The sequence below is a fragment of the Clostridium gallinarum genome, assembly GCF_014836325.1.
Classification (GTDB): domain Bacteria; phylum Bacillota; class Clostridia; order Clostridiales; family Clostridiaceae; genus Clostridium; species Clostridium gallinarum.
On record NZ_JACSQZ010000045.1, the window covers coordinates 15932 to 28573 of the forward strand.

General features: G+C 28.5%; 12 protein-coding genes and 1 pseudogene. 2 read left to right on the forward strand and 11 right to left on the reverse strand.

Annotation, left to right across the window (positions count from 1 at the left end):
* Positions 1–82: 82 nt before the first annotated feature.
* The 8 genes from wecB to H9660_RS11715 form a co-directional block, all read right to left on the reverse strand.
* A complete protein-coding gene (gene wecB / locus H9660_RS11680; RefSeq protein ID WP_191750555.1) occupies positions 83–1234 on the reverse strand; it encodes a non-hydrolyzing UDP-N-acetylglucosamine 2-epimerase in 1152 nt (383 codons plus the stop codon).
* 239 nt (positions 1235–1473) lie between these two features.
* Positions 1474–2103 (reverse strand): uracil phosphoribosyltransferase, encoded by a 630-nt coding sequence (gene upp, locus H9660_RS11685; RefSeq protein WP_191750556.1) that lies wholly within the window; start codon positions 2101–2103, stop codon positions 1474–1476.
* Between the two features lie 24 nt (positions 2104–2127).
* A complete protein-coding gene (gene rpiB / locus H9660_RS11690; RefSeq protein ID WP_191750557.1) occupies positions 2128–2580 on the reverse strand; it encodes a ribose 5-phosphate isomerase B in 453 nt (150 codons plus the stop codon).
* Between the two features lie 73 nt (positions 2581–2653).
* Positions 2654–3703 carry an L-threonylcarbamoyladenylate synthase gene (locus tag H9660_RS11695; RefSeq protein WP_191750558.1) on the reverse strand — a complete coding sequence of 350 codons (1050 nt, stop codon included), beginning with the start codon at positions 3701–3703 and terminating at the stop codon, positions 2654–2656.
* A 26-nt stretch (positions 3704–3729) separates the two neighbouring features.
* Positions 3730–4317 carry a hypothetical protein gene (locus H9660_RS11700; protein WP_191750559.1) on the reverse strand — a complete coding sequence of 196 codons (588 nt, stop codon included), beginning with the start codon at positions 4315–4317 and terminating at the stop codon, positions 3730–3732.
* Between the two features lie 159 nt (positions 4318–4476).
* On the reverse strand, positions 4477–5562 hold the full coding sequence (gene prfA / locus H9660_RS11705; protein ID WP_191750560.1) for a peptide chain release factor 1: 1086 nt from the start codon (positions 5560–5562) through the stop codon (positions 4477–4479).
* Positions 5563–5625: 63 nt separating this feature from the next.
* Entirely contained in the window at positions 5626–7389 is a 1764-nt protein-coding gene (gene prmC, locus H9660_RS11710; protein WP_191750561.1) for a peptide chain release factor N(5)-glutamine methyltransferase, read from the reverse strand.
* Positions 7390–7406: 17 nt separating this feature from the next.
* The gene (locus tag H9660_RS11715) at positions 7407–7994 is read right to left on the reverse strand and encodes a thymidine kinase (RefSeq protein ID WP_191750562.1); all 588 of its coding nucleotides are present in this window, start codon (positions 7992–7994) and stop codon (positions 7407–7409) included.
* Positions 7995–8147: 153 nt separating this feature from the next.
* Here H9660_RS11715 and rpmE point away from each other — a divergent pair, with 153 nt between their 5' ends.
* A complete protein-coding gene (rpmE, locus tag H9660_RS11720) occupies positions 8148–8354 on the forward strand; it encodes a 50S ribosomal protein L31 (protein ID WP_008676589.1) in 207 nt (68 codons plus the stop codon).
* A gap of 171 nt (positions 8355–8525) precedes the next feature.
* Entirely contained in the window at positions 8526–9626 is a 1101-nt protein-coding gene (locus tag H9660_RS11725) for an MGDG synthase family glycosyltransferase (RefSeq protein WP_191750563.1), read from the forward strand.
* A 40-nt stretch (positions 9627–9666) separates the two neighbouring features.
* On the opposite strand, the gene rho is transcribed toward H9660_RS11725, so the two are convergent.
* The 3 genes and pseudogenes from rho to H9660_RS11740 form a co-directional block, all read right to left on the reverse strand.
* Positions 9667–11067: a transcription termination factor Rho gene (rho, locus tag H9660_RS11730; protein ID WP_191750564.1), complete on the reverse strand. Its 1401-nt coding sequence runs from the start codon at positions 11065–11067 to the stop codon at positions 9667–9669.
* Between the two features lie 313 nt (positions 11068–11380).
* Entirely contained in the window at positions 11381–12328 is a 948-nt protein-coding gene (locus H9660_RS11735) for an ABC transporter permease (protein WP_191750565.1), read from the reverse strand.
* Positions 12328–12642: pseudogene (locus tag H9660_RS11740) on the reverse strand (ABC transporter permease); the annotation flags it as partial. The gene H9660_RS11735 and the pseudogene H9660_RS11740, both read right to left, overlap by 1 nt.

A 12642-nucleotide genomic window follows, 5' to 3' on the forward strand; every position in this document is an offset into this window, starting at 1 on the left:
AAAATTGGTTAAATATTTAACACAACTTAATTATACCACTTTTTACCTCTTATTCAACCTAATTGTCCGACTTTTTTGAATATTATTTCAAATATTCTTCTATCTCTATATTACTTATTGAAAAATAATTCTCAATAATATCTGCTATTCTCTTTGAAGCAAATCCATCACCATATGGATTTGCAGCCTTACTCATCTTAGAATACTCATCCTTATTTCTAATTAAAGTATTAGCTTCACTAACTATTTTTTCTATATCAGTACCAACTAATTTAACAGTGCCATATTCAACTGCTTCTGGTCTTTCAGTAACATCTCTTAATACTAAAACAGGCTTTCCTAAATGAGGAGCTTCTTCTTGTAATCCACCTGAATCAGTCATAACCATAAAGCATTTATTCATTAAATTGTGAGTTTCATTAGTATCTAAAGGTGGTAATAAGTGAATTCTTTCTTTATTACCTAATTTTTTAGTAACTACATCTTTAACAATAGGATTTAAATGTACTAGATAAACTAATTCAACATCCTTATTTTCTTCTACAATTTTATTTAAAGCATCACAAATATTATCTATACCTTGACCCCAATTTTCTCTTCTATGAGCAGTTATCATAATTACTTTTTTATTTTCAAAATCTATATTATTTAATAATTCATTTTCAAATTTATAATCATCTTTAACAGTATGAAGCATAGCATCTATAACTGTATTTCCTGTTATAAATATTTCTTCTTCTTTAACACCTTCTCTTAAAAGATTTGCCTTTGAACTTTTAGTTGGTGCAAAATGTAAATCAGCTAAAGATCCCGTAAGCTTTCTATTCATTTCTTCAGGAAAAGGAAAATATTTATCAAATGTTCTAAGTCCAGCTTCTACATGACCAACCTTTATTTGTTGATAAAAGGCTGCAAGAGCTCCTGAGAACGTAGTAGTTGTATCTCCATGAACTAATATCATATCCGGTTTTTCTTCCATAAAAATTTCTTCTAAACCTTCTAAAACTCTATTAGTAATACCTGTTAATGTTTGTTTACTCTTCATTATATTTAAGTCAAAGTCTGGTTTTATATCAAATAATTCTAAAACTTGATCTAGCATTTCTCTATGTTGAGCTGTAACACATACTTTAGATTCAATACCTTCTCTTTTTTCTAATTCCTTAACTAATGGAGCCATTTTAATTGCTTCTGGTCTTGTTCCAAATATAGTTATTATTTTTTTCTTTTCCATTTAAGGTTCCTCCTAATATATTGTTTATATTAATAAACTTATATTTTATTATCCTATATCATCAATCTTATTATACACATTAAAACTTAAATAAAAAAGAGATAAACATTATATTCCTTGTTCCGTCGCATGCGCTCCAAGTCACCGTCATACAATGTTTATCTCTTTGCAAACTGAAGGAAGGAAATTATAACAAGAAAATAGAGAGTAGCTTATTTAGGCTACTCTCCCCTTAAAAATTATTTAGTTCCAAATAATCTATCTCCAGCATCTCCAAGTCCAGGAACTATATATCCATGTTCATTTAATTTTTCATCTATACCTGCAACATAAATATCTACATCTGGATGTTCTTTTTGAACAAATTCAATTCCTTCTGGTGAGCTTATTAAGCACATAAGTCTTAAATTTTTAGCTCCTCTTCTTTTTAACATTGTTATTGCATCTGCAGCTGATCCTCCTGTTGCAAGCATTGGATCAACAACTATAACATCTCTTTCTGCTATATCTTGAGGTAATTTACAGAAATATTCTACTGGTTGTAAAGTTTCTTCATCTCTATATAAACCTATATGTCCAACTTTTGCTGCTGGTATAAGCTTTAACATACCATCAACCATTCCTAGTCCTGCTCTTAATATAGGTACTATAGCCATCTTCTTACCTGCAAGCATTTTACATTTAGTTTTGCATATTGGAGTTTCTATTTCTACTTCTTCTGTACTTAAATCTCTAGTTACTTCATAAGCCATTAACATAGATACTTCTTCTACTAATTCTCTAAAATCCTTTGAACCTGTATCCTTACTTCTTATAAATGCTAATTTATGTAATATTAATGGGTGATCTATTTGTGTTACTTTACTCATATTAATTCCTCCTATATTGTTAATTTATTTATTATATTTTTTTTCAATTTCTGATATTTTATCTATTCTAGTTTGATGTCTTCCGCCTTCGAATTCAGTATTTAAAAATGTTTTAACTATATCTAAAGCTAATCCTGGTCCAACTACTCTCTGTCCTAGTGTTAGTATATTTGCGTTATTATGTTCTCTAGTTGCATGAGCACTAAATGTATCTGAACATAATGCTGCTCTAATTCCTGGAACCTTATTTGCGGCTAAACCTATACCAATACCTGTTCCACATATTAATATACCAAAATCGAATTCTTTTGCTGCTACAGCTTCTGCTACAGGTAGTGCATAATCTGGATAATCACAAGAATCTGTTGAATTAGTTCCAAAATCTTTAACTTCATATCCTTCTTTAATTAGAAAGTTTTTAATTTCTGATTTTAATTCAACACCACCATGATCACAACCAATTGCTATTTTCTTCATTTAAATTCCTCCAAACTATAATATGGTAAATTTTATATAATAAAAAGAGAGGATTTTCCCCCACCCTCCCTAATTATACTTCTAATATATCAAAACCTGCTGCTTTGTTTAATCTATTCATTATTGCAAGACCAACTCCATCTTCTTCAAAAGCTTGACATAAGATAAAATCAACCTTTAAGTCATCACATTTTCTAAGTGATTCAAATAAATTTCTAGCAACTTCATTTAGATTTTTTTCACTACCTAAAGTAATTACTTTACCTTGAGGAAATTTATTAGATAATTCTTCTGTAGATAAAATTGCTACTTTTTTTTCATTTTCTATATAATTTTGTACTATTTCGTTAATTTTTTCAATAGTTTTTTCTTTATTCCCTTTTATTATTCTTAACTTAGCCTTTGGTGCATAATGTCTATACTTCATTCCAGGAGCTTTTGGCTTTAAATCTTCTCTTGGCTTTCCTTGTATAGCTTTATCTATTGTTATATCACTATAAACTTCTCTAAGCATCTCTAAGGTTATTCCACCTGGTCTTAAAACTACTGGTGGCATAACTGTACAATCTACTATTGTAGATTCAACACCAACATCACTTTTATTTCCACCTAAGATAAAATCTATTTTTCCATTTAAATCTTCTATACATCTTTCTACATCTGTAGGACTAGGTCTTCCTGAAATATTAGCTGAAGGAGCTGCTATTGGGCAACCAGAAAGTTCTATCAATTTTAATGCTATATTATTTGATGGCATTCTAATACCTACAGAAGCTAAATTAGCACTAGTTTTATTTGGTATTATTTCTTTTTTATTTAATATTATTGTTAAAGGACCTGGCCAAAATTTATCTATTAATTTTTGGGCTATTTCAGGTACTTCAACCACTAAATCATCAATATTTTTAGAAGCAACATGAACTATTAATGGATTATCTTGAGGTCTTCCTTTTGCTTCAAATATCTTACTTACTGCATCCTCATTTAAAGCATTAGCTCCAAGTCCATAAACTGTTTCTGTAGGAAAAGCTACAACTCCTCCATCATATATTATTCTAGCTGCCTCTTTTAAGTCTTCAATATCTTTATTCATATCTTTAATGATAGCTACCTTTGTTTCCAAAAAAGATTCCCTCTTTCTATAAATTGTTATAGCTCTATTTGCTCTCTTGCTATTTTTATATTTTCTATAGCTGAAGCTGTATATGAAGCTCTAACACAATTTTTATATATATCATCCAATAATATATATTTTTTCAAAGCACCTTTTCTTATTACTTGAAAATAATAATTATCCTCTGGATTAATCTTCTTAATTCTTATATATTCTTCAGAGGCTTCCGGATATTTCTTTAGAAAAGTTTTAGAAATTGGCTTTAAATATTTATTTCTAAATTTTACAGTGCTTATAAGTATTATATCCATTTCTTCTTTAAACTTATCCGTATGTACAATAACTACCTTATCACATAAAATAACTGATTCACTTGAAAATAAACCGCTTTTAAATTTCAATTTGCTATTAATGCAAGAAAATTTCAAATTATAATAATTTAATTTATTTATACATTCTACTATTATTAATGACTCTATAAGTCCTAAATAGGACCATAAAAATACCGACTTTATTTGTGATAAAAAAGCTATTAAAGGAAGAAGTATAAATATTGTACTCATAAGTATAAAAAAGTATTTTTTATGCTTTCTTTCCCTCTTTAAGGCTTTAAGTATTTTCATTTTCCCACCTGCTTCAAAGGGGCTGTTGCAAACAGCCCCCCAATGTAAAATGTATAATGTAAAATTAAAAATTATTGTAATATTTAATACTAAAATAATTATTTATCACTTTAATTATACACTATATATTCTTCATTTATTATTTTACAATTACATTTATTAAATAGCGTCTGTATTACCCATTTGCTTCATCTTTTCAGCTTGATCAGCTGTGATTAGTGCATTTATTACTTCTTCTATATCACCATTTAAATATGACTCTAATTTATAAAGTGTTAATCCTATTCTATGGTCTGTAACTCTTCCTTGTGGATAGTTGTATGTTCTTATTCTTTCACTTCTATCTCCTGAACCTACTTGACTCTTTCTATCTTCTGCTATGCCTGCATTTCTTTCAGCCTCTGCAGCTTCATATAATCTAGATCTTAACATCCTCATAGCTTTTTCTTTATTTTTTAATTGAGACTTCTCATCTTGACAAGCTACAACAACTCCGCTAGGAATATGTGTAATTCTTACTGCTGAATCTGTTGTATTAACACTCTGTCCTCCATTACCTGATGATCTATAAACATCTATTCTTAAATCTTTTTCATTGATTTCAATTTCTACATCATCAACTTCTGGCAGTACAGCAACTGTTGCTGTAGATGTATGAATTCTACCACTTGATTCTGTATCAGGTACTCTTTGAACTCTATGAACTCCACTTTCATATTTAAGTTTTGAATAAGCTCCATGACCTTTAATCATAAATACTACTTCTTTAAAACCACCAATATCAGTTTCGTTAGCACTCATTAGTTCAACAGACCATCTTTGAGTTTCAGCATATCTTGTATACATTCTAAAAAGATTTGCTGCAAATAGAGCTGCTTCGTCTCCACCTGCTCCACCTCTTATTTCTACAAATACGTTCTTTTCATCATTAGGATCTTTAGGTAATAATAAGATTTGAATGTGTTTTTCTAATTCTGCTTCTCTTTCTGTTAACATAGAAATTTCTTCTGAAAGCATTTCTCTCATTTCCTTATCGCTTTCTTCTGCTAACATTTCCTTATTTGCTGCTAAATCATCTATAACTGTTCTGTATTCTCTATAGGCTGTAACTATAGTTTCTAAATCAGCATGCTCCTTACATAGCTTTCTCCATTCGTTTTGATTAGCCATAATTGAAGGATCTGATATCTTTACAGATAATTCATCATATTTATTCTCTATAAACGCTAATTTATCTAATAACATAAATATCACTCCGTACTTTAAATTTTTACATCTTCCTATTATATCACAATATACAGAAATTTATCAATATTTAAAGTATCCCAGTAAAACTCTGTCTAAACCCGCTAAATCTTTTACTAGTTTTACATTTTTAAAGCCAGCTTCTTCCATCAGTATTCTAACATCTAATCCTTGATCATGTCCTATTTCAAAGGCTAATATACCTCCTTCTTTTAAAACAATCTTACTTTCTTCAATAATTCTTCTGTAAAATACTAATCCATCTTCCCCTCCATCTAACGCTGTGTGAGGTTCATAAAGTTTTACATCATCCATTAACTTACCTATTTCACTAGCTTTTATATATGGTGGATTAGATACAATTAAATCATATTTTTTTCCTGCTTTAATTAGCTCTTCTAATAAATTGCTCTTTATAAATTTAACTCTATTATCTAAACTATGTTTTGAAATATTACTTTTTGTTACTTTTTCTGGAATACTAAAATTATCTATTTCATCTACTTTTATATTCTTTTTATATGTTGCTAAAGATATTCCAATAGCACCACTTCCTGAGCAAAGATCACATACTTCTAATTCCTCATCATCTTTTATAATTGAAAGTAATTCTTCAACAAGTACTTCTGTATCTCCTCTTGGAATTAAGACCCCTTCTTCTACATCAAAATTTAATCCCATAAATTCTGTTTCACCTAAAATATATTTTACAGGCATTTTTTTACTTCTTTTTTCAATTAAATCTATATATTCTTTTTCATCTTTAATTGAAACTGATTTATTTCTATTAGTAATTATATATATTTTATCTTTTCCAAGTACCATACATAATAATAATTGAGAATCTAAAATATACGTATCTATTCCTTGTTCCTTTAATGTCTTAGAGCCAAAATCTAATAGTTCTCCTATAGTTTTCTCCTTTGGCTTTAATCCTTCTGCTTTCATAAGTGCTGCTATAGCTACTTCTAATTGTTCATCATCAGGCTCTTTTGTTGTAAGCTCTTGAAGTTTAAGTCCTGGATAAGCAATTATTTTAGATAATGCATTATTATTTTTTCCAAGCCATCTTATTAATTCGTAAGTAATTCCTGAAACCAACGGAATCAATAAAATTCTAAGAATTAATCTTTCAAAAAAGTTTCCCCATCCTGTAAAACTAAAAATTATTATACTTACGAACATTATTAAAAACAGAAAATTAGTTCCACATCTAGGATGGAATCTAGTAAACTTTCTAACATTTTCTACAGTTAATTCTTCATCAGCTTCATAACAAAAAATAGATTTATGTTCAGCTCCATGATATTGAAAAACTCTATAAATATCTTCCATTTTGCTTATAGAATACATATATATAAGCAAAACAGCAATTCTAATAACTGCTTCTATTAAGTTTAATATTATAGGGGATAAACCCATTCTACTAAATAATGATGCTACAGCTGTTGGAAAAGCAACAAATAAACCTATAGCTAATATAAATGATACTATCATAGTACCGCCTATAATTAAATCATTACTTTTATCACCAAATTTATTTTTTAGCCAAACTTCAAATTTAGATTCTTCTTCACCTTCCTCTTCAAAAAAGGATGCTGAATAATTCAAGGTATTTATACCTGTAATTAATGAATCTATTAAAACAAATATCCCTCTTATAAATGGTATGTTTAGAAATTTATATTTTTTAGTTACAGGAACTATATTTTTCATATCTATCTCTATTTCACCATTAGGTTTTCTAATTGCAGTAGCCTGGCCTTTACTACCTCTCATCATAACGCCTTCAATAACAGCCTGGCCTCCTACTTCACACTTTCTCATATTACCACTCTCACTTATTACAAATTATTTTTATATTTAAAATAACAATGACCACATAAAGATTCGTACTCTACATTATTTACATTATCAATAGCTACTTGTTCACCTTCAAAGACAAACCTATTATTAATTTTTCTACCATTTAATATAGCCTTTTTGCCACATTTGCATATTGTCTTCATTTCTTCAATGCTATGTGCTAAAAGTAAAAGTCTTGTACTTCCTTCAAAGCCTTGCATTCTAAAATCAGTTCTAAGTCCATAACATATAACAGGTATATCTAAAACAACTGCTACTTCAAATAATTGATCAATTTGTTGATATTTTAAAAACTGTGCTTCATCAACTAAAATACAATCTATATTTCCAAATTCTTTTTTATAGTCTTTAATTTTATCTACTATATTATCATTTTCATTTATTACTATATCTACTTTTCTTTCTACTCCAAGTCTTGAAACTAACTTATCTCCACCCTTAGTATCAGTACAAGGTTTAATTAATATAACCTTCATACCTCTTTCTTCATAGTTATAAGCTACTTGCATAAGATGAGTTGATTTCCCTGAGTTCATAGCCCCATATCTAAAATATAATTTACTCATATGTTTATGTCTCCTTTTCTTCAGATATAATACGATTATAGCATTTTTATTTATAACTAATCAAAAATATTTTTATTATGTATAATCTTGACCATTATTTATGCCTATGATATACTCTAATAGTTATTTAAGTATTCGAAAGAGGTGAAAAAGATGAGAGAAGGCATACATCCAAAATACAATCACGAAGCTGTAGTTAAGTGTGCATGTGGAAATACTTTTACAACTGGTTCTGTTAAAGACGAACTTAAAGTAGAAATATGCTCTAAATGCCACCCATTCTTCACTGGTAAACAAAAAATCATTGATGTTGGCGGTAGAGTTGACAAGTTCAATAAGAGATTTAATCTTAACAAGTAATAGAAATTCTGGGAAAGACTTAGTCTTTCCCATTTTTCTTTTTCATAAATCTTAAATTTATCTTAGAATTTGTACTTTTTATATTTTACTTTTGATATTTATATTATAATATATCTATATTCTTATTATGTTTAGTATTTATTAAGTTATTAGAAAAGTGAGTGGTATTTTATGAAGAAAATTTTAATACTAACAACTTCAACTGGTGAAGGTCATAATCAAGCAGCTAAATCTATTTCAACCACTTTTGAAAAATCAGGATATGAGATTATTACCCATGATTTTTTAAAAAATAATAGTAAATTATTAACCAAGTTGTTTGTAACAGGTTATGAAATTTCTGCTTCCTTTTTTCCTAAAACTTATGGGTTTGCTTATAAATTAACTGATACCTTTATCACTAATAAACTTTTATCTATAGTTTTTTCTTTTACAAAAAGAAAAATATTAAAGTTTATTAATGAAACTAAACCAAATATAATTTTAGTTACTCATCCTTTTGCAGTTAATATTATGGGTGCATTAAAAAGAAAAGGACTAAATATACCAGTAATAGTAATAGTAACTGATTTTAAAGCTCATTCTACTTATATAGATAAAAGCATAGATGCCTATATTACGGCAAGTGAAAACACTAAGACTGACTTATCCCTTAGGGGAATAGACTCTAGAAGAATATTCTCTTATGGTATTCCAGTAAAAGATGAATTCTTTGATACTAATTTCAATCTTGATAGTACTAAAAACGATGATTATTTTAATATTCTTTTAATGAGTGGAAGTATGGGGTTAAAAAATATCTCATATGTCTTAAAAGAACTTTTAAACAATTCAAACAAATTAAGAATAACTGTTGTTTGTGGTAAAAATGAAAAATTGAAAGAAAAATTACTTAAAGAATATAATCACAATATAAAAAATAAAAAGCTACATATACTTGGCTTTTGTAAAGATATAGATTTTTTAATGGAGTATTCAGATATAATAATTAGTAAACCAGGTGGCTTAACTGTTTCAGAAGCTATAATTAAAAATTTACCTTTACTTATACCTTTTGCAATTCCTGGGCAAGAAACTCAAAATGTAGATTTCTTAACTAATAATGGATATGCTGTATATATTGATAATTTATTAGAATTAAATTTAATTGTAGATAAATTAATTTCTAACCCTAAAGAATTAGAGAAAATGAAAGCAAATTTATCTAATCTTTCTTCTCTATATTCTAAAGAAAAAATAGTTAAATTAGCAGATAGATTAATTTCAAATTAAATTATTAAAAACTAAAAGGGAGTTGTTAAAACAACGCCCTTTATTTTCTTTCTATTTCACTTTTACTAAAAACATTTATAAATTCCTTATTATTCTTAGTCTTAGAAAGCATATTAATTAACTTTTCAGTAACATTTTCTATATTTCCGTCCCTATACATAACTCTTCTAATTGTATAAGCAACTTCTTTTTCTTCTTCTGTTAAAATTAAATCTTCTTTTCTAGTTCCAGACTTATATATATCTATTGCTGGGAAAATTCTTCTTTCTTGTAGCTTTCTATCTAGATGAACTTCCATATTACCTGTTCCCTTAAATTCTTCAAATATCATATCATCCATTCTAGATCCAGTATCTACTAAAGCTGTAGCTAATATTGTTAAACTTCCGCCCTCTTCAACATTTCTAGCAGCTCCAAAGAATTTTTTAGGCATAATTAACGCACCCGGATCTAAACCTCCAGATAAAGTTCTTCCTGTTGGAGTTATAGTTAAATTATATGCTCTAGAAAGTCTAGTTAAACTATCCATTAATATAACTACATCTTTCCCCTGTTCAACCATTCTCTTAGCTCTTTCTAATACCATTTGAGATACTTTAGCATGATTTTGTGGTTCTTCATCAAAAGTTGAATATATTACATCACCATTTATAGATCTCTTCATATCAGTTACTTCTTCTGGTCTTTCATCTATAAGTAATACTATAAGCTTAACTTCTGGATAATTTTTAGATATGTTTTGGGCTACTTTTTTTAATAAGGTTGTTTTACCAGCTTTAGGAGGTGCAACTATTATACCTCTTTGTCCCTTACCTATAGGACAGATTATATCCATTAATCTTGATGATAAATCATTTTCTTCTCCCGTTTCTAAATGTAATCTATCTTCAGGATAAATTGGAGTTAATGTTTCAAAAGATTTTCTTCCCACAGCTCTTTCAGGATTTTCTCCATTTACGCTTTCAACATATAGTAAAGCTTTAAACTTTTCTCCTTCTTTAGATTCCCTAACCTTTCCTTGAACTTCATCTCCTGTTCTTAAGTTAAATCTTCTAATTTGAGATGGAGATACATAAATATCATTTTCTCCCGTTTGATAATTATTACATCTTAAAAATCCAAAACTATTATTTTCTAAGATTTCTAATACACCTTTAGCTGTATCAGATTCATTTATCATAACCTTTAATCTTTCTCTCTTTTCCTCCCTACCTTCTTCTTTATTTTCCTTACTTAAAGTAGGACTTTCTTCATTATTTGTTTTTGGAGTTATTTTTTCCTGTAATATTACTCCATTTTTCTCTATACTTTTAGGAGATTTTTCTAATATCTCATCTATAAGTTCACTTTTCTTTAACTTACTAATATTTTTTATATTAAGCTCTTTTGCTATTTCTTTTAACTCTATTAAAGTTTTCTTTTCGTAATTTTCTTTGTTCAAAATTACACCTCCATATTCTATTCATAAGTTATATATTATATCTTTGGGAGTTTATAAGATCTATTAAAGATATGTTACTCAAATTCATACATGTATCTATATTATGAATTATTATAGCTAATTTATCAAGAAATTTATTATTATTCTTTCCTAATTCTATACTTTTAATCTCCGAAACTTAATGATAATTTAACACTTACAAAGCTAAGTAAGGAAATTATAAAGAAAAAGGACATCTTTACTGTCTTAGATAATATATATCTAAAAGAGCATTTAGATGTCCAACTAAATATTAAAATTAATCTTATAAAATTTATCTCTTGCTTGTATCAAAAGGTTCACCTGAAGCCTTAGGTGCTTGAGATGATTTAGAGAATAATACTAAAGCTATTAATGTAACCACATATGGGAATATCTTTAATATAACTCCTGGTATTTGTGATAATGATGGTACTACTTGAGATACATTTGCAATAGTAGATGCAAATCCAAAGAAGAAAGTTGCACCAAGTATTCCTAGAGGTTTCCATTGTCCAAATATTAATGCTGCCAGTGCAAGGAATCCAAGCCCAGAAACATTTCCATTAAACTCTCCAGCAAAAGTTAAAAGCATTATAGCCCCTCCTAAAGCTCCCATACCTCCAGATATCATAACCCCTAAATATCTCATTTTAAATACGCTAACACCAGCTGCCGCTGCTGCTTGAGGATGTTCTCCACAGGCTCTTAATCTTAACCCAAAACTTGTTTTATATAATAAGAACATACTAAAAAGTAATATAGCTAATATTAACCAAGTTGTTGCATAAGTCTTTGTAAAGAATAATGGTCCAATAACAGGTATATCTGAAAGGAATGGAATATCTTTAGGAATAAATCCATTTATTACTCTTATATTACCACTTCCAGTAATATTTCTTGCTAAATAAATTGTTAAAGCTCCTGATATCATATTTATAGCTGTACCACTTATAACCTGATCTGCATTTAAATTTATACTAGCAAAAGCATGTAGTAATGAAAATAATACTCCAACTAAGACCGCCACTAAAAGTCCTATCCATAAAGCTCCTGGAACACCACTTGCCTGTAACTTTGAAACAGCTAAGGCCCCAGAAAAAGATCCAATTATCATAAACCCTTCTAGCCCTATGTTTACTACCCCACTTCTTTCACAATAAAGCGCTCCTAATGCTGTTATAAGTAAAGGAACTGTATAAGAAATTGCATATGGAAAAATTAATTCAATTGTATTCCACATTACTTTTCCACCATCCCTTCATTAGAATTATGTTCTTTATTTTTTCCCTTTGATTTCATAATTTTTTTAATTATTTTATCCATAACCATACTAGTTGCTGCAAAGTAAATTATTGTAGCCATTATAGTATCTGCAAGTTCTGGTGGCACTTTTACAGCAGCATTCATAAACCCCTTACCTACATATAAAACTCCAAAAAATAATGCCGAGAATATAACTCCAATTGGGTTACTAGCGCCAAGTAATGCAACTGCTATACCATCAAAACCTTGGCTTGGCATAACACCTATTTGCATTATATTAGCATTTCCAGT

Excerpts from the sequence above, each read along its gene's own strand:
- wecB (WP_191750555.1), bottom strand. The coding sequence starts at position 1,234 with ATGGAAAAGAAAAAAATAATAACTATATTTGGAACAAGACCAGAAGCA.
- upp (WP_191750556.1), bottom strand. The coding sequence starts at position 2,103 with ATGAGTAAAGTAACACAAATAGATCACCCATTAATATTACATAAATTA.
- rpiB (WP_191750557.1), bottom strand. The coding sequence starts at position 2,580 with ATGAAGAAAATAGCAATTGGTTGTGATCATGGTGGTGTTGAATTAAAA.
- H9660_RS11700 (WP_191750559.1), bottom strand. The coding sequence starts at position 4,317 with ATGAAAATACTTAAAGCCTTAAAGAGGGAAAGAAAGCATAAAAAATAC.
- prfA (WP_191750560.1), bottom strand. The coding sequence starts at position 5,562 with ATGTTATTAGATAAATTAGCGTTTATAGAGAATAAATATGATGAATTA.
- prmC (WP_191750561.1), bottom strand. The coding sequence starts at position 7,389 with ATGAGAAAGTGTGAAGTAGGAGGCCAGGCTGTTATTGAAGGCGTTATG.
- H9660_RS11715 (WP_191750562.1), bottom strand. The coding sequence starts at position 7,994 with ATGAGTAAATTATATTTTAGATATGGGGCTATGAACTCAGGGAAATCA.
- rpmE (WP_008676589.1), top strand. The coding sequence starts at position 8,148 with ATGAGAGAAGGCATACATCCAAAATACAATCACGAAGCTGTAGTTAAG.
- H9660_RS11725 (WP_191750563.1), top strand. The coding sequence starts at position 8,526 with ATGAAGAAAATTTTAATACTAACAACTTCAACTGGTGAAGGTCATAAT.
- H9660_RS11735 (WP_191750565.1), bottom strand. The coding sequence starts at position 12,328 with ATGTGGAATACAATTGAATTAATTTTTCCATATGCAATTTCTTATACA.